This is a genomic window from Vibrio sp. 10N.239.312.C11 (assembly GCF_041466065.1).
Lineage (GTDB): Bacteria > Pseudomonadota > Gammaproteobacteria > Enterobacterales > Vibrionaceae > Vibrio > Vibrio tasmaniensis_A.
In genome coordinates, this window is record NZ_JBFSRZ010000009.1 from 100,848 (window position 1) to 119,283 (window position 18,436).

Below are 18,436 nucleotides of genomic sequence, written 5' to 3' on the forward strand. Positions count from 1 at the left end.
CCTTCTAAGGTTACCATTCTTGTCACGACGAGCGTAAATGATTGTTGTGATTTTTTTCAGCGATGAGAAACGCTCCGCGAGCAAAGGTGAATTCATCTTGTTTTGGGTGAATAATCACTGGAATTTCATTAACGTGAATGTAGCGAGACAATGCGACTTTTAAATCTGCCGTTAATGTAGGATAGGTCGTTGCTTCGCCTGATAATACGAGTCGTGTAGGCAGTAATTGTTGAATGGGATTAACTAAACTGCGCGCCAATTGGTCGATATAAGTACGATATATGCGCGATGCATGCGGTTCACTTAGGTCTACGCCTGAAAAAATTTGCGCTAAAGTTTGGTCTTTTAGCACGACTTGATGATATTGCCGCTCAATACTTGGTGCGGATAAAAACTGTTCAATGCAGGCCTCATTTCCACAGCGACATACAGGAGTTAAGCCATCAACGAGCCATTGAAAATTAGGCAACCTTGAATGTGCCCAATGTGAGCTTAATGGGTGGTGCACTTGCTCGTTATTTTGATAAAAACTTATGCCACAACCATCGCCCAAAAATACGCTGAGTATGGCCTCTTTGTATAAATCTCTAGCCCTCTTATTTAGACTTGAACCTGCCGAGAGTGGTTGTTCAATTGAGTCAGCGCTTTTCATGGCGTTACTAATAGCGTCGCACGCAATGGCCGCACTGTGTGAATGCATCACAAGCGAGCAGTCGACCTTGAAATGCTGATTCAGGTTTCGTGTTAATTGGGTGATTTCTGTCGAGTGAGTAGGACTTGATTTTGCAACTTCATGTACGGATTGGCGATGAGATAAAAAAAACTCAGATACACTTATGCCTATCGCGGCGATACGTCCATAGCGGTAGCTGACGCTTGATATTCGGCTTATCAAATGTTGAGTCAAGTGGGCAAGGTCGCCAGGAGTGCGCTGCACCATTCTATACACCTCTTGTCCGTTAGAGGTGCTGGCGACCGAGTAAATAGAGTGGGAATCAATCGCGATTCCCATCACTATATTTGGTTCTGCTTTAATGAGCATGATTTGATTAATGACACACTTGGATTTAGTTCGCTTGCTCAATCACGTAGCCATAAGCACTAATGGTCAGTGATTTTCCATCGAGCATGATCTGTTTATCTTTATCGCTGTTGTTTAGAACAAACATTAAATTGCCACGGCGGTAAGCGATACACTCTTTGTCTGCCGTCCCTTTTTCATCCTCCACGTTTAACCAGTCAATGCTAGGCTGATTAAAATCGGGATTAGCTTTACGCAAAGCGATCATTTCTTGAATGAAGTTTTTGAATTCTAAGTCTTGCTCTGATTCTTCCCATATCATGCATTTTCGGTTGTCTTCGCTGCCCATGCCGCGGCCGCCATCCATACCAATTTCGCCACCATAATAAATGCATGGAGCACCGACTTGAGTGAACATAAATAAATAAGCTAATTTAGCTTTACGTTTTTCGCCCTGGCATAAAGAGATAATGCGAGTGGTGTCATGGCTATCTAATAAGTTAAACATCGCTTCGTTTACGTTGCGTGGGTATGCCATGTACGACGCGTTCACTGCATTTACAAAGCTCTCTTTATCAACGTCGCCAAGACCAAAGTAGTCGGTAATGGCTTGTGTCAGCGGGTAATTCATCAACGAATCGTATTGGTCGCCGCGTAGCCAAGGCATACCTTCGTGCCAAATCTCCCCAAGAATGTAGCAGTCTGGGTTGGCATCTTTTACGACTTTACGGAAGTCACGCCAAAACGCATGGTCCACTTCGTTGGCTACGTCTAAACGCCATCCATCAATGTTGAACTCTTCTACCCAGTGGCGCGCCACGTCTAATAAGTATGCGCGACACTCTTCATTTTCAGTATTCAGCTTTGGCATTTCGACGACGTTGGCGAAGGTTTCGTAGTTTAAGTTCCAGAAATCCCATTCTTCTTTTGGCGTATCTGGGTATACAGGGAACTGATTGATCCAAAACCAGTCGGCGTATTTGGACTTTGCCCCGTTATTCACAACGTCTAGCCATAGTGGAGATTGAGACCCAATGTGGTTGAACACCGCGTCGAGCATAATTTTCATGCCGCGTTTATGGGCTTCATCGACGAGTGCTTTAAAAGCTTCATTGCCGCCAAAGTGCGGGTCTACATTGTAGTAGTCGACAGTGTCGTATTTATGGTTGGCGTTGGCTGTGAAAATAGGGCACAAATACAAACCATTCACGCCAAGATCTTGCAGGTAATCGAGCTTATCGATCACGCCCCATAAATCGCCACCCATAAAGTTGTCGGATACAGGTCTGGTTCCCCAAGGTTGCACGTTGGCAGGTGATGTTTCAGGGCGACCATTAGCAAAGCGCTCTGGGAATATTTGGTACCAAATAGTGTCTTTTATCCACGTCGGTGTCTTTAAAACGTCACGAGGGTTTATGTAAGGAAAACAGAAGAAATTACTTAAGTTGCTCAGCTCGATTTCTGCGTTTTCAGTCGTTGAAATGTCGGCGCAGCGTTTTTCTCCAAATAGAATCTTTTCGCCGCCTTTTCCGTACAAAATAAAGCCATAACGGCTACGACGTTTCGGTGGAGTAAACTCTGCAAACCAGTGGTCGTGATACTCGGTTTCCCCTTCATGAATCATGGTCACTTCATTGCCACCCACCCAACCGTGTGCATCACTGCCACCTAGATTGCCACCATCGAGGCCGCCTTCTGCCCAGTGGTACGGGTCGCCTATCCAAAGTGAAACCTTGTCTAGTTCGCCTTTTGCACTGCGTAAGCGAAGGTGAAGCGTTTCATTGTTGTAAGCGTAGCTGTCTGCACTTTTTGCTGAGTGAGTCAGCGAGCTTTTTGTAATCGGTTTGTTGATAACTGAATTTGTAATAGCCATAGCGGAAATCATCCCTAATTATTATTCTTTAACTGCACCGCTGACGAGGCCGGTAGTAATGTGTTTTTGAGTCGCAACAAATAGCAAAGTGATGGGCACTGCAACCAATAATGAACCCGCGGCAAACAGCGTGAAATTCTCCGCTGAGTTAGATGAAATCCAACTGAAAATACCGATGGCTAGCGTCATTTTTTCTTCGCTGCGTAAGATAAGCGTAGGTAAAATGAAGTCCATCCAAGGTGCGGTGAAAGACACTAAACCAACAAACACTAAGATAGGTTTCGCGAGAGGGAGAATGATCTCGAGGAAAATCGTCATGTGGCCTGCGCCATCAATTTTTGCTGCTTCATCTAATGAAGTGGGAATGGCATCGAAATAACCTTTCACCAACCAAATCATGAATGGTAATGAGCCCGTTACATACACAAATAACAAGCCAGCATAGGTATCAATCAATCCCATTTTTGATAGCAAGATGTAGATAGCCGTCATTGAAAGAAAGGCCGGGAACATCTGCAATACAAGAATGCTCATCATAATGTTGCGCTTCCCATTGAAGCGGTAGCGAGAGAACACAAACGCTGAAATAGTCACGACAACCAGTGAGATAACCATATTCGCTGTCGCGAGAAGAAAGGTGTTTTTATACCAGTCTAAATAGGGTGTGTCCGTGAACAATGCGCGGTAGTGGTCGAGCGTAAAGTCAATGCTTGTGAAAGAAGAACTGAATAAGTTATTCCCCGTTTTGAATGAAGCTAGCACTGTCCAAATCACTGGTCCAAGTACTAATAATGCGTTGGCAATGAGAAATAGGTACACGACTAGGGTGCCTATTTTGCCAATGTATTTGTCCATGTTAATTAACTTATTCGTACTATTTAAATTAGCCATGTTACATACCTACATCGTCTTTGAATGACTTCATGCGGCTGAATTGCCATATCGCAATACCAGACAAGAACAAGAAGATAATGATTGAGATAACCGAAGCGATTTGATACTGCTGGAAGTCGAGCGTGAGCTTGTAAATCCAAGTGATCAGAATGTCGGTATGTCCTGCAAATCGATATTCAGGGTTGATAGGACCCCCTTCGGTTAACAGGTAAATCGCCCCAAAGTTATTGAAGTTATGGGCAAAGGTCATGACCAACGATGGGGCCACTTGGTGCAACACCATAGGTAGGGTGATTTCTTTAAATTGCTGGAACTTGCTTGCACCATCGACTTCACTGGCTTCATAAAGTTCGCTTGAAATGTTAGTCAGTGCCCCTGCAATAAGCAGCATAAAGTAAGGTGCGCCAACCCAAACACTCACCGCGATAACGGTAATTTTTGCGGTGAAAGGGTCTGATAAGAAGGCAATCGAATCAAAGCCCCACGAGTTTAACGTTGCGTTGACTGGTCCAATACCATTCAGTAGCAAGCGGAACATCAATAAGGTCACGAAAGCAGGAATGGCATAAGGGAGAATAAAGATAAAGCGCCATGCTTTTTTTGCTTTAATGTTTCTATTTTGTAGCGCAAGCGCCAGTAAGAAACCAAACCCACAAGTACATATGGTGGCAAAAAATGCCCACAGAACCGTCCAAGAAGCGACACCGAAGAAAGTGCTCGACCATATTTTTAGTTCAAATAGTGAAACAAAGTTTTTAAACCCCACCCAATCTACGAGGTTTCTTGGTGGGATATGATGAGGTGCCGAATAGTTAGTGAAAGAGACGAGTACCGTAATAATGATTGGTAAAATAATGAATGCGATACTGGCAATAAAAGCTGGCGATAGCATGATGAACGCGAACTTTTGGTCGTAAATGTCTTTAAATTGTTCTCGAAGATTCAGTCGTGACTTAAGGCTGACTTTTGCATCTTGGACATTAGCGATGTACAGACAGATGAATAAGAAGCTGTAGAGTAAGGCTATGACTCCTTCGACCAACATAAAGACAGAGTTATCGCCCTGTAATATTTTAAAGCCTTCACGAACTTGAGCGACATCTCCTAAAGTGACTAAGCCTTTTAGCGAGGCCAACAGCTCCGGGAGAATCAACAATGTGATTAGCTGCATGGCTAAAAATACACCGCCTTTTATCCAATGACCTTTTACGATCTGTGTACTCCCCATAATAAGGAGTGAAGCGGGCATTCGTGATGCCGGCTGATTCTCTGTTAACAACATTGTTTATCTCTATTGTTTAGGTTGTCGTTATGTATTCGTTTTCTGGTCACGCCCTGAACTAGCGCTGTGGCTTTATGACACAGCGCATGAGCTAAGTCGCTTGTAAGTCGCGACGGGAGTTCAGAGGTTACTCTTGTAATTCTATTTGTTCTTCGATGATCGAAAGCGCACGGTCAAGAACAGAACTCGCAGGTTTATCGTTTACCCAGTAGTCTGTAATAGCACTGGCCATTGGTGACCAAATGAAGCCCATTTCAGGAATCGATGGCATTGCGTCTGAGTAGAAACCTTGCGTAATAATGGCGTAAGTGGCTTCATCGGCATCAACAATGATCTCTTCCATAACTGACTGGATCGGAGGGAGTGCTCTTGACATCTCATAGCGTTTTTTCAGCATCGCGTCGGAAGTAAGGTAGTCAGCAAATAATTGTGCGGCTTTCGGATACTCAGTGTAAGAAGACACAACCGCAAGACGAACAGTTGCAAAAGTGCGTGGTTGTTGGCCTGCTAATTTAGGCATAGGTACAACACCAAGATTTATCCCTGATTCTTGATACCCTTCGATTGCCCAAGGGCCGTCGATAATAGCGGCGACTTTTCCTTCATTAAATAAGCCACGACGTACTTGCGGGTTGCGCATATCAACTGGATTTGAATTGTTGGCCACTTGCAGGGTTTTCATTGCTTCTAAGCCTTGTTGGGCTTTTTCAGAATTGATGCCGATGTCTTTTGCATCGGTACCGTTATTACCAAATTCGTATGCGCCGTAAAGCGTGACAAACATACGAGACTCGTAATAGTTCTGTATGTCCCAGAGCAGTGCGTATTTATGTTCTTGCTTATTGTTGAAAGTTTTTGAAAATTCGATAATTTCTTCAAAAGTCTCAGGTGCTTTAGTCAGTAAATCTTTATTGTAGAACAGAGCGGTAGTAGCGAAGCTAACTGGGAAGCCATAGCTCACCCCTTCAGCTTGAGACGCATTAATCGCATTTGGCATAAAAGTATTCGAGATACGTTCGGCAGACACCAGATTCTCCATCGCCCCACCTGCCACGACTAATCGCCCCAATAAGTCATGTTCAATCTCTACTACATCTGCCACGCGAGCAGAGCCGCCATCCTGAATCAAACGAGAAGCGGCATCGATCGGCGCTAACCCACGGAATGAAAAATCAATATCGTATCCTAACTCTTTATTAAAGGACTGAGCGGCGTACTCCATGTAGTCGAGTGTTGTTTTGTCGGTCCAGATTAACAACTCAGCCCCATTTTCTGGCTGAATTGTGTCTGCGTTTGCATCGGCTGCAGCCGTTAATGTACTGGTCGTTAACGTTGCCGCCATTAAGGCTGCCGCGAATAGATTCTTTTTCATTCCTGAATTTTTCATACTGACACCGCGCTATTTAAAATCATAGTAGTCGTTCGTTAAGTACTACTATGGTATGTCTCGCCGACAATATGTCAACATCACCTGGTTAAAATGTCAGCGTATTTGTGATGCTTGTCACCTTCCGTTTGTGCTTTTTACATCTAGTAGCTATAGGGTTTTATGCCTTGTTTATTGGGGGGGGTGAACGGTGCTTTGTTAGTTTTGATACTTAGATTAATGAAAATCCTACCGTTTGTGATGGTGATCAATAATCTCCGCAGTCAAGGGTGATTGATCTCTCATTTCTAAATTCAATAGGAAGCAAAACATTTATAATTCTAGAACAATAAATAGGCGTTCATTACGGACGACTATGTTTTTCTGGTTAAATGTTGCGAAATCAGCAAGCCTATCAAGAGACACCGTGGATAGATAAAGAGAAACAGTGAACAAAAATAACCCTACAAATAACAACAAATGATTCAGTGAAGAATCAATAAGGAATGACCGTGAAAAAAACATTATTGTCTGTAGTGATCACCAACACTCTACTTATTAGTGCTGGCGCTTCGGCTGCTGATGACCGAACTATGTCTCCAAGTGATATCTTTTTTTATGACGCTTTAAAATTTGGTGGGCATGTTGGAACATCGATTGAAGTCGAAGAGAAAAACATCACTGATTTTGCATCATGGGGTGGTGGCAAGTCTAAAGAGCGTACAACGACTCATGAAGTGTTTAACGTCTTCTATAACAACGCTGCGTGGAATGCGACAGCACTTTACGCGTTCAAACTTGAAAATCGTAAGAAAAAGAAAGGCGCATACGCAGAAACAGAAAATGGATATAAGCACTTATTATCATTAAATAAAAGTTTTCAGCTAGGAAATGGTTGGGGAACGGGCTTGATCTATGAGTTGGAATATACAAAGGGTGATATTGTTACTTCTGCGAAAGTAGACGGCTTGAAAACCACGAAAGCTGAGCACAGTATTCGTCCATACCTTACGTACTGGAATAATGAATATTCAGCGGGCTTCTATTCAAACCTAGAGTACCTATACAACGATTCAGATAAGAGTGCTTGGGGTTCTCGTGAAGAGGAAGGTTACAGTCTCTTATTTAAACCTTACAAGCGCTTTGGTCAGTGGGAAGTTGCAGCTGAGCTCTACTATCAAGTTAAAGAAAATAAAGCGAAAACCGCTAACGGTTCACTCAATGAAGCCAGCGATTTCACCGAGATGTACATTGAGCCAATCGTTCAGTACAGCTTTGAAGAAGCCGGCACTATGTACGTTCGTGCTCGTATTGGTGAAAACGAAACGAAACATACAGACGGTTGGGCAAAGAACGAAACTTTCTTCAAAGATATTCGTAAGGCAACTTTAGGCTATGAGCAAGCAATTGGCGACGATTGGTTGGTAAAAGGCGAACTTGAGTGGGCTAAAGACACAGAGACTTTCTCTAAGCTGAAAGGCGAAGAGAAAACTGTAGAACAAGAAACAATGTACCTACAAGCGCTTTACCGCTTCTAAGTGGTATTAATCACAACTCAAATGACAGAGTAATATTATGATCAAAGTTTCAGATATCGCCCAAATCGTTGGTGGAAAAATTGAAGGTGATAACACGGTAGAAATATCGAAGATTCGCCCAGTTTCCAGCGTAGAAGAGGGCGGCTTAGCCATTGTCTTTGCTAAAGCCGATTTAAAAGGGCTATCTGAAACTTTGGCTGATGTCATTGTTGGGCCAGAAGCCATTTTACAGACTAACGCAAAAACAAAAATCGTGATTGAGAAGCTCGAAGCTGAGAAGCTCAATCAACTAATGCGTCATTATAAAGTTCAAAAATATCAATTATTTGATCAAGGGAATACATCAGATACTCCCGATGTTTATATCGGAAAGCATTGTCAAATAGGTGAAGGTTGCCATTTCATGCCCGGTGTTAAAATCATGAACGGTGTAACAATCGGCAATAACGTTGCAATTCATGCCAATACAGTCATCAAAGAAGGCACTGTGATTGGTAACAATGTCACCATCGACTCTAACAACTCCATTGGTAATTACAGCTTCGAATACATGACCGGGCACAACACCCGTTATGAACGTGTGGAAAGTGTGGGTCGAGTGATCATTGGTGATGAAGTTGAAATTGGCTGTAATAACACCATCGACAGAGGCACTTTAGGCGACACCGTTATTGGTCGTGGAACCAAAATAGATAACCTAGTGCAAATAGGGCATGACTGCAAAATAGGCCAGCATTGTTTACTGGTATCTCAGGCTGGTTTTGCGGGCCACACTACCTTGGAAGATCATGTCATTGTTCATGGTCAAGCCGGTACCGCAGGGCATCTTACTATCGGGAAAAACTCCGTTATTAAAGCCAAATCAGGTGTGAGCCACTCTTTCCCTGCCAATAGTGATCTGTTCGGTTATCCGGCGAAAGATGCACGTTCTTATTATAAAAACTTAGCCGTATTGAACAAATTAACTCATCAAAAAAACAGTAACCCCCGTCCAAACTCTAAATCGTTAGAACTTGATAGAGACAAAAGAGCGGTGGTACCGAAAAAGAGCTTAATAGCGAGACTATTTCGTTTATAGGTTGCCGAAGCGAGAGCTTAAAAATTAAAGCCCTAACTCGCGATGACTAAAACGGAATAGAACCCTACATATATAAAAAATAATAAGGAAATGACAATGAAACGTACTCTACTTGTAGCCGCACTTTTATCTTCAGCGTTAATGGGTTGTGCGAGCACAGCTGACACACCAGCAGCTGATCAAATGAAAGCAACAGGTCCTTTCGCCGATTGTAATCTCGCCACGGTGGAAGATCGCGGGCCAATTCGTCCTTCACTTTATGTTATAGGCACTTTCCCTGATGGTCAGTGGATCCACATGGAAAACCGTCAGATGTCGCATAAAGGCAAAGGTATTTACCAAGTGGTAAGCGAAGAAAAAGCGGGCAACGTAAGTTTGCAGTTCGCAACGATGGGCTGGTCTCCACAATTTACCGCAGCTGGCATGTCGATGACGGCAGGTTATGAGAAAACGCTAAAACGCGGTGGCTTTGCAAAAAACACAACCGTTAATATTCCAGAAGATGGCAAATATTTATGGAGTGTTGAAATTAGCGAAGATAAGAAGCCAGTTCGTGCATTGGTTAAAGCGTGTAAATAAGCGATGTAGCCAACCGATGTAGCACAGACATAACCCACTCTATATCACCATTTATAACCACGCTTTATAAACTCGTGGTTGACGCAGTGATACAGATGAAAGGTGCTCTGAATATCAGAGTACCTATGTTTTAAACATAAACCCTAAATGTTCAATGATTAACGTTTACGTCTTTTTAGCCAGTAACTTGAGAGCTCCAGTCACTGGCTAAAAAGATTTTTACCTATCAAGATTTAACCCGTATTCGGAGTTTCAAATGGCAACAGTTAGCCTGCGTAAAGTAGAAAAACAGTACGATAATGGTTTTAAAGCCGTACACGGAATTGACTTAGATATTCACGAAGGTGAGTTCATGGTATTTGTTGGGCCGTCTGGTTGCGCCAAATCTACCACATTGCGAATGATTGCTGGCTTAGAAGATATCTCAGCAGGGGAAGTGCGTATTGGCGATAGAGTGGTGAATGATTTAGCGCCTAAAGAGCGTGGTATTGCCATGGTATTCCAAAACTATGCGTTGTACCCACACAAAACGGTCTTCGATAACATGGCCTTTGGTTTGAAAATGCAAAAGCGACCAAAAGAAGAGATCAAACAACGCGTAGAAGATGCCGCTGAAAAACTAGAAATTACTGATCTCCTGTATCGTAAGCCTAAAGAAATGTCGGGTGGTCAGCGTCAGCGTGTCGCAGTGGGGCGAGCCATTGTTCGTAAACCGGACGTATTCTTATTTGATGAGCCTCTATCCAACCTTGATGCCAAACTGCGTGTTTCGATGCGTGTGAAAATCGCACAACTACACAAGTCTCTTAAAGATGAAGGTAACCCTGCGACCATGATTTATGTCACGCACGATCAAACGGAAGCTTTAACTTTAGGCGACCGAATTTGTGTATTAAATCAAGGTAACATTATGCAAGTGGACACGCCGACCAACTTGTACAACGCACCACAGAACAAGTTTGTGGCGGGTTTTATCGGCTCCCCAGCCATGAATTTAGTGAACACAACCCTACGCAAGTTAGGTGATGATATTTACGTGGAACTTGCCCCTAACGCCCAAATTATTATTCCTAAACGTTTGCAAGAAAAGCTTGTGGATCATATTGATAAGCCCGTGTGTCTAGGCATTCGACCTGAACACATAAATATTGCCGCTGATGATGAGATGGTGAACGTACACCCTGGTGAGCTGACCGTGGTTGAAAACTTAGGGAATGAAAAATACCTGTATTTCAAATTGGGTGATAACGAAATTGTTGCGCGAGTGAATAACCAAAGCATAAGTACATCAGATATTGGCAGCCAAGTACGCTTTAATTTTGATTCTGCTTTTTGCCATATTTTTGATGGTGAAACCGAACAGAACCTGACGTTGTAAAATCAGGCCTTATTGGCATTAACTATCGTAGATGAATGGTTTCAATAGAACGTTCTAACACCTCACTTTAATAATATGCCCTAAGTATCTCACTTTGGCTTAAGGGCATAATAAAAATATAAATGAATCCTGAGAACTCATTCTCAAGATACTGTCACGCCTCAATTAAATAGAACTTATATAAGGAAGGTTTTATTCGTACAGCTGACTTCATCGCTTCTGACATTATTTAACGCGGCCGTAATGGTTGTATGGGAGGGAGACTATATAGCATGCTCACGAAACACGACCTGATAGTTAAATCGCGTGACAAGAATATAAAACAATAACCTACACCAACATAACGTGAATAAAGGACGACACATGAAGAATAAGCTTATTGTGCTATCAGCATTACTGGCTTCCCTACCTGCTATGGCAGATTGGAACCAGGCCTATTTCCGTGGTACAGCCAATAACTGGCAAGCCGAATCTATGGTTAAAGTGAAAGCAAACCACTGGCAAATAGTGAAAAAATTTAATACCGGTGATGGAACAAACTCTCCTAGTTTTAAGGTTGATCGCTTTGGTGATTGGTCTGAAAACTACCCTCTATCAAATTTCTCAGTTGACCCTAATAAAACCTACGAAATTAATTTCTATGACGACACGAATAAAGTGGTGGTCCATGAAAAACTTCCCTTTGATATGCGTGATGAAACCATGTATTTCGTGTTTCTTGACCGTTTCTATGATGGCGATTCAGCCAATAATACAGCGACGGGTGCCGACATGTATTCGGCAGACAAATCGGATTTCAAAAAATACTTTGGTGGTGACTTAAAAGGTTTAACTGCAAAGCTAGATTACTTGCATGATATGGGGATCACGGCCATTTGGATAACGCCTCCAGCAGATAACATTAACGTGCCTGACAGTCGAGGCGGTGCGGGTTACCACGGCTACTGGGGACGTGACTTCTTTAAAGTTGACGAGCATCTAGGTACCGTTGCCGATTTTAAAGCATTAAAGACGAAAATGGATAGCTACGGCATGAAACTCGTGCTGGACTATGCGCCTAATCACTCTAACCCTGATGATGAAGGGGAATACGGTGCACTTTATAAAAAGGGTGTTCGAGTTACCGACTACAAAAATGATAATGCAGGGTATTACCATCATAATGGAGCGATCGCTGAAAACGGTAAAGATTGGGAATGGAACGACGCATGGGCGGTTCGTAATAAAACCTTGTTTAACTTAACCGATTTTGACCAACGTAAAGATGGCCCTGCGCGTCAGTACTTGATTGATGGCGCGAAATTCTGGGTTGATTTAGGTGTGGATGCGATTCGTATTGATGCGGTGAAACATATGGATAAAGAGTTTATCCAAGATTTTACTGGCCAAATAAACGCGTACGCGAAGAAAAGCCAAGGTAAAGATTTCTATTTCTTTGGTGAGTGGATGGATTCAGGTGCTGACGCAACGGGATCAAACTTTGCATCTATCGATTTTGCCAATACATCAGGCTCTGCATTGCTTGATTTTGGTTTGAGAAACACCATCGAAAACGCCTTGCTACAACACAATGGAACTGGCATGTATGCCATTAATAACTACATGAAGCTGAGAGACCAAAAATTCACAAGCAGTGATTGGCAAGTGGTGTTCTTAGATAACCACGATGCGTCACGTATCTCTACCGTTTTACGCTCAGACGCGAAGAACTTTGGCGCAGGCAAAGACAAGTGGGGTGGTCGTCAAAGTGTTGCATTTGCACAAGACAGAGTGGAGTTGGGTTTAGCGCTTATTATGACCTCTCGTGGCATTCCATGTATTTACTATGGAACAGAGCACTACGCGGCTAACTTCACTACCAACGGTTTTGGCCAACAAGGTAATGACCCATACAACCGTGAAATGATGTCAAGCTTTGATAAAACGACCAATGCTTACAAGATGATTAAAAAGTTGAGTAAGTTACGTAAAGAAAGCTATGCGGTGCAGCAAGGTGATTATATTGAGCGTTGGATCAGCAATGATGTATTGGTATATGAACGTAACGCAGGCGATGACGTAGTTGTGGTTGCAATGAACCTCGGTCAAGGTACATCGGTTAACGCGGTGAATTTAGGATTGGCAAACGGAACTTACGACAGTGTATTAGGCACTGACCAAGTAGTTGTTTCTAATGGCAGTGGCACATTTAATCTAGACCAAAATGAAGTGGTTATCTTACGCACTAAGCACTAACAGGTAATACAGGCTATTGATAACGGTTTTACTGGTTTTTGATTGAGTATCAACAGCATAAACCTCGTACATAGTGTGCGAGGTTTTTTTTATTTTTCTTCGCTTGAGCTAGTGGAATATTCTTCATTTTATCGAATTCCAACTAAAATCCTGCCCAAGGGTGTCTTTTCTACAAGAAAACTAGTCGAAGCCTTAACCATGATCTACAATACGGCAAAATTCTAACTCGACTATTTTCAGGAAGAGCTGCATGTACATGAGCACTGATGAGGTTCGCAACGCGTTCCTTAAGTTCTTTGAGAGCAAAGAACACCAAATCGTAGACAGTTCATCGTTAGTTCCACATAACGATCCAACCCTGCTATTTACTAACGCAGGCATGAACCAATTCAAAGATTGCTTCTTAGGCGCCGAAAAACGTGCCTACACTCGAGCAACTACGGCTCAGCGTTGTGTACGTGCGGGTGGTAAACACAATGACCTTGAAAACGTAGGTTTCACGGCTCGTCACCACACGTTCTTCGAAATGCTAGGCAACTTCAGCTTTGGCGACTACTTCAAAGAAGAAGCGATTGGCTTTGCTTGGGAATTCCTGACTGAAACACTAGGTCTGCCAAAAGATCGCCTGTTAGTAACGGTTTACGAGACAGATGACGAAGCATTCGAAATCTGGAACAAGAAAGTGGGCATCCCAGCTGACAAGATTGTTCGCATCGGCGATAAAGAAGGTGGCAAGAAGTTTGAGTCTGATAACTTCTGGACAATGGGTGACACAGGTCCTTGTGGTCCATGTACTGAAATCTTCTACGATCACGGTGAGCACATTTGGGGCGGTCGTCCTGGTACACCTGAAGAAGATGGTGACCGTTTCATCGAGATTTGGAACAACGTATTCATGCAGTTCAACCGTCACGCTGACGGCACTATGGAACCGCTACCTAAGCCAGCTGTAGATACTGGTATGGGTATTGAGCGTATCTCTGCAATCATGCAGGGCGTTCACTCTAACTACGAAATTGATGTATTCCAAAAGCTAATCAAAGCGACAGCAGAAGTGGTGGGTCACGACGACCTATCTAACCAATCGCTGCGCGTTATTGCTGACCACATCCGTTCTTGTTCATTCCTAATCGCTGATGGCGTAATGCCTTCAAACGAAGGTCGTGGCTACGTTCTACGTCGTATTATTCGTCGTGCAGTGCGTCACGGTAACAAGATTGGTGCACAAGGCGTGTTCTTCCACAAACTTGTGGGTGTACTGGCTGAAGTGATGGGTTCTGCAGCTGAAGAGCTTAAGAAACAGCAAGAGCTTGTTGAAAAAGTACTTCGCATCGAAGAAGAGAACTTTGGTCGTACGCTAGAGCGCGGCATGGTTATCCTAAACGACGCATTAGACGCACTTGAAGGCAAAGAGCTTGACGGTGAAACAGTCTTCAAACTTTACGACACATACGGCTTCCCGGCTGACCTTACTAACGATGTAGCTCGTGAACGCGACTTTACTATCGATGAAGAAGGCTTTGAGAAGGCGATGGAAGCACAGCGTAAGCGTGCACGTGAAGCGGGTCAGTTCGGTACTGATTACAACGCAACGATCAAAGTAGACACGAACACTGAGTTCTGTGGTTACACAGGTACTGAAGGTGCAGGTGAGATTTCTGCGTTATTCGTTGACGGCGAAGAAGTATCTTCACTATCGGCAGGCGACAAAGCAATCATCATCCTTGAAGAGACACCATTCTACGCTGAGTCAGGCGGTCAATGTGGTGACGCGGGTACGCTAAGCACAGCGTCAGGTCTATTCAAAGTACAAGATACTCAAAAGCTAGGTAATGCATTTGCACACCACGGTGAGCTAGTTGAAGGCGTATTTGCTCAAGGCGATAAAGTAGAAGCGCGCGTTGATGCTGAGCGTCGTGCTGCTATCTCACTAAACCACTCTGCAACTCACTTACTTCACTCTGCATTGCGCGAAGTGCTAGGTGAGCACGTTGCTCAGAAAGGTTCTTTAGTTAAGCCAGACAACCTACGTTTTGACTTCTCTAACCTTGAAGCGGTAACACCAGCACAGATTAAAGAAGTAGAGCGTCTAGTTAACGCACAAGTTCGTAAGAACCATGTGATTGAAACTAACATCATGGACATCGAGTCAGCGAAAGAAAAAGGTGCGATGGCACTGTTTGGCGAGAAGTACGATGATGAAGTTCGCGTTCTGTCTATGGGCGATTTCTCTACTGAGCTTTGTGGTGGTATCCACGCAAGCAACACGGGTGATATCGGTCTATTCAAGATCACTTCTGAAGGTGGTATTGCTGCGGGTGTTCGTCGTATTGAAGCGGTAACGGGTGAAGCAGCTCTAGATGCAGTAGAAGCTCAGGCTAACGCTTACGAAGAGAAGCTTGCTGAATCAGCTAAGAAAGCGAAATCGCTAGAGAAAGAAATCCAACTACTTAAAGAAAAGATGGCTGCAGCTGAAGGTGCAAACATCATGGGTAAAGTAGAAGAGATCTCTGGTACTAAGGTACTGGTTGCTGCCATTGAAGGCGCAGACAACAAGAACCTACGTACTATGGTTGATAATGCTAAAAACCAAGTGGGTAGCGGCATTATCCTGATCGCGAACGTAGCAGACGGTAAAGTTGGCCTGATTGCTGGTGTAACTAAAGACCTTATCGGCAAAGTTAAAGCGGGTGACCTCGTTAAGATGGTTGCTGAGCAAGTTGGCGGTAAAGGCGGCGGTCGTCCAGATATGGCTCAAGCGGGTGGTACTGACGTTGAAGCACTACCTGAAGCGCTTAAATCAGTACGTATTTGGCTTGAAGAGCGTCTTTAAGCTTAAGTAATTGATACAAAGATGCCCAATCAACTGATTGGGCATCTTTTATTTTGCCCATTGGAAGAACCTTTGAAAAAGGTTTGATTGAGATTAACCAAGAAGGCTAATGGTAACGTTAGACTCCTTGGTTAATTTTTTATTGCTTCGCCATGACGCGGAGTATGTGTTTTTTTGTCATATATAGACATTGGTCTTGGGAAGGTGAGGAAGGGTGAAAATGCCTCTTATCGTGCAGAAATTTGGTGGAACGTCGGTGGGTTCAATTGAACGAATCCATCATGTAGCAGAAAAAATCATTGAAGCGAAAAATGAAGGGAACCAGATCCTGGTTGTCGTTTCTGCTATGTCAGGTGAAACAAATCGGTTAGTTAACTTAGCTTCACAAGTTGATAGCGTACCAAACGCTAGAGAGTTGGATGTGCTGTTAACGGCCGGAGAACAAGTTTCCATGGCTTTGTTGGCGATGACGTTGCACAAGTTGGGTTATGAAGCGACATCGATGACTGGCTATCAAGCCAAAATACACACCGATTCTAATCATAATAATGCGACGATTGAGCGTATTGATACCGCTCCTATTAAAGCGCTGTTAGATGATGACCAGATTGTCATTGTTGCAGGTTTTCAAGGCGTTAATGCAAAAGGTGATATCACAACCTTAGGGCGAGGTGGTTCAGACACCACGGCCGTTGCGTTGGCGGGCGCCCTTCAAGCGAAAGAGTGTCAGATATATACTGATGTTGATGGTGTATATTCCTGCGACCCTAGAGTGGTTAAGCAATCTAAGAAATTAGATACCTTAGACTTTCCCTCTATGGAAGAAATGGCTCGCAGAGGCGCTAAGGTTTTACACCTTCCATGTGTTCAACATGCGTGGCGACACAATGTACCATTGAGAGTGCTTTCGAGCTTTGAAGAAGGCGAGGGAACTCTTATCGCGGGTAATGACTGTTTGAATGATATTGCTGGGATAGCCATTCAAAGAGATATGGTTCGCGTCGAGTGTTTGAATCAAGATTTACCGTCTCTCATGTCGCATTGCCATTTATTAGGGATTGAAGTCTGTAGTGTGATCGAGGAAGCAGAACGGGCAGCACTCATTATCAAACCGGACATAAGTGCTAAATTAAAACTAGTTTTTGACGAGAAAATCCGTAATAGTGAACAGGTTAGTTTGTTAACTGTGGTAGGAAGCCGAACACAAGAAATTGTGGTCAGTTCACATGGATTGTTGTCTGAAGGCGAAATTGATGTACAGCATCACTTATTGCAACAGCAGTCTTTAACTTTGGTGATATCACCAACGCAAGTCGATATGGCTGCTAACATATTACACAATGCATACATCGTAGCGCGTGAAACACAGGGTTATCCTAAAAAAGAAGTGCATTTTGGTTAAATAAACTCAATCGATAGTTTACGAAAATATAACTTTTGTTGGATAATGCTCGCGTAGCTAGATAAATTTAGAGATTACTCAAGGAGCAAAGAATGCTAATTTTGACTCGCCGCGTTGGCGAAACACTGATGATTGGTGACGAAGTAACAGTTACTGTACTAGGCGTTAAAGGTAACCAAGTACGTATTGGTGTTAACGCACCTAAAGAAGTATCTGTTCACCGTGAAGAGATCTACATGCGCATTCAAGCTGAAAAAGGTAATGGTAACGTTGCACCTGGCAACTACTAATACTTTTGCGTAGAGAAGAGGCTAGCATTGTTGCTAGCCTTTTTTGATCTTGGGGGAATGGAAATACGCATTTGAACATCAATGGGGTGGTAACGGGTTAGTCTTAACGCGGTGAAGTGAGAGCTTTATGACGTTATGAAATACAAATAGGATCGATCATCGCGATTACACGGTATTTTGTCTGCGCAAACTCAAGATTTGTTAGCTTCCCCTATGGCGCAAATACGCATCCCGTAGTATTGTGCAAACAGCGGTAGCACTTGCTGCTGGATAAATTAGATAATTGTTTTCTGCTGTTTATTATTGCCAATCTTTCACCTTAATTTTTAAGGGAAAAAGCGCGATTTGAAGCTTATAAGTTCAATTTGCAAGCGCTTTGATTAAATAGCAAACGGTTGAGTGTTTTTGTCCAATTTTTTTCAATAAAGTGTTTGACATATTTTCGGTAAAACGTAATATGTGCCTCCGCAAGACGGTGAGGTGGCCGAGAGGCCGAAGGCGCTCCCCTGCTAAGGGAGTATGTGGTTTGTAGCCGCATCGAGGGTTCGAATCCCTCCCTCACCGCCATTTCTTGCACGTTTGAATTTGCAAGCAAACACAGAAGTAACAATGTGCGCCCTTAGCTCAGCTGGATAGAGTACCTGGCTACGAACCAGGCGGTCGGAGG

The 18,436-nt window shown here is 43.4% G+C and carries 13 protein-coding genes and 1 tRNA gene; 9 read left to right on the plus strand and 5 right to left on the minus strand.

Going from position 1 to position 18,436, the window contains the following annotated elements; genetic code table 11:
- Nucleotides 1-22: 22 nt before the first annotated feature.
- The 5 genes from AB6D07_RS06390 to AB6D07_RS06410 all read right to left on the minus strand — a co-directional run bounded on the left by AB6D07_RS06390 (nt 23) and on the right by AB6D07_RS06410 (nt 6,442).
- Nucleotides 23-1,084, minus strand: a complete 1,062-nt coding sequence (locus AB6D07_RS06390) for an ROK family protein (protein WP_240798326.1) — start codon at nt 1,082-1,084, stop codon at nt 23-25.
- Nucleotides 1,068-2,906, minus strand: coding sequence for a glycoside hydrolase family 13 protein (locus AB6D07_RS06395; RefSeq protein ID WP_017103828.1), 1,839 nt, complete (start codon nt 2,904-2,906; stop codon nt 1,068-1,070). Before AB6D07_RS06395 ends, AB6D07_RS06390 begins: the two co-directional genes overlap by 17 nt.
- Nucleotides 2,907-2,915: 9 nt before the next feature.
- Complete coding sequence (locus AB6D07_RS06400; RefSeq protein WP_029223077.1) at nt 2,916-3,749, minus strand: sugar ABC transporter permease; 834 nt, start codon at nt 3,747-3,749, stop codon at nt 2,916-2,918.
- 37 nt (nt 3,750-3,786) lie between these two features.
- The gene (locus AB6D07_RS06405; protein ID WP_009847628.1) at nt 3,787-5,070 is read right to left on the minus strand and encodes a carbohydrate ABC transporter permease; all 1,284 of its coding nucleotides are present in this window, start codon (nt 5,068-5,070) and stop codon (nt 3,787-3,789) included.
- A gap of 127 nt (nt 5,071-5,197) precedes the next feature.
- Complete coding sequence (locus AB6D07_RS06410; RefSeq protein ID WP_009847627.1) at nt 5,198-6,442, minus strand: maltose ABC transporter substrate-binding protein; 1,245 nt, start codon at nt 6,440-6,442, stop codon at nt 5,198-5,200.
- 500 nt (nt 6,443-6,942) lie between these two features.
- Between AB6D07_RS06410 and AB6D07_RS06415 the strand changes: the two genes are divergently transcribed.
- The 9 genes from AB6D07_RS06415 to AB6D07_RS06455 all read left to right on the plus strand — a co-directional run bounded on the left by AB6D07_RS06415 (nt 6,943) and on the right by AB6D07_RS06455 (nt 18,336).
- Nucleotides 6,943-7,974: a hypothetical protein gene (locus AB6D07_RS06415; RefSeq protein ID WP_012604766.1), complete on the plus strand. Its 1,032-nt coding sequence runs from the start codon at nt 6,943-6,945 to the stop codon at nt 7,972-7,974.
- A 37-nt stretch (nt 7,975-8,011) separates the two neighbouring features.
- Nucleotides 8,012-9,052, plus strand: coding sequence for a UDP-3-O-(3-hydroxymyristoyl)glucosamine N-acyltransferase (lpxD, locus tag AB6D07_RS06420; protein ID WP_017103829.1), 1,041 nt, complete (start codon nt 8,012-8,014; stop codon nt 9,050-9,052).
- Nucleotides 9,053-9,148: 96 nt separating this feature from the next.
- Nucleotides 9,149-9,631 (plus strand): glycosidase, encoded by a 483-nt coding sequence (locus tag AB6D07_RS06425; RefSeq protein WP_029223079.1) that lies wholly within the window; start codon nt 9,149-9,151, stop codon nt 9,629-9,631.
- 256 nt (nt 9,632-9,887) lie between these two features.
- The gene (locus AB6D07_RS06430; RefSeq protein ID WP_012604763.1) at nt 9,888-11,009 is read left to right on the plus strand and encodes an ABC transporter ATP-binding protein; all 1,122 of its coding nucleotides are present in this window, start codon (nt 9,888-9,890) and stop codon (nt 11,007-11,009) included.
- Between the two features lie 363 nt (nt 11,010-11,372).
- A complete protein-coding gene (locus AB6D07_RS06435) occupies nt 11,373-13,244 on the plus strand; it encodes an alpha-amylase family glycosyl hydrolase (RefSeq protein ID WP_029223080.1) in 1,872 nt (623 codons plus the stop codon).
- A 250-nt stretch (nt 13,245-13,494) separates the two neighbouring features.
- A complete protein-coding gene (alaS, locus tag AB6D07_RS06440) occupies nt 13,495-16,077 on the plus strand; it encodes an alanine--tRNA ligase (protein ID WP_017103832.1) in 2,583 nt (860 codons plus the stop codon).
- A gap of 220 nt (nt 16,078-16,297) precedes the next feature.
- A complete protein-coding gene (locus AB6D07_RS06445; protein WP_080518014.1) occupies nt 16,298-17,479 on the plus strand; it encodes an aspartate kinase in 1,182 nt (393 codons plus the stop codon).
- A gap of 92 nt (nt 17,480-17,571) precedes the next feature.
- Nucleotides 17,572-17,769: a carbon storage regulator CsrA gene (gene csrA, locus AB6D07_RS06450; RefSeq protein ID WP_009847619.1), complete on the plus strand. Its 198-nt coding sequence runs from the start codon at nt 17,572-17,574 to the stop codon at nt 17,767-17,769.
- Nucleotides 17,770-18,243: 474 nt separating this feature from the next.
- Nucleotides 18,244-18,336 (plus strand) — tRNA-Ser (locus AB6D07_RS06455).
- Nucleotides 18,337-18,436 lie beyond the last annotated feature (100 nt).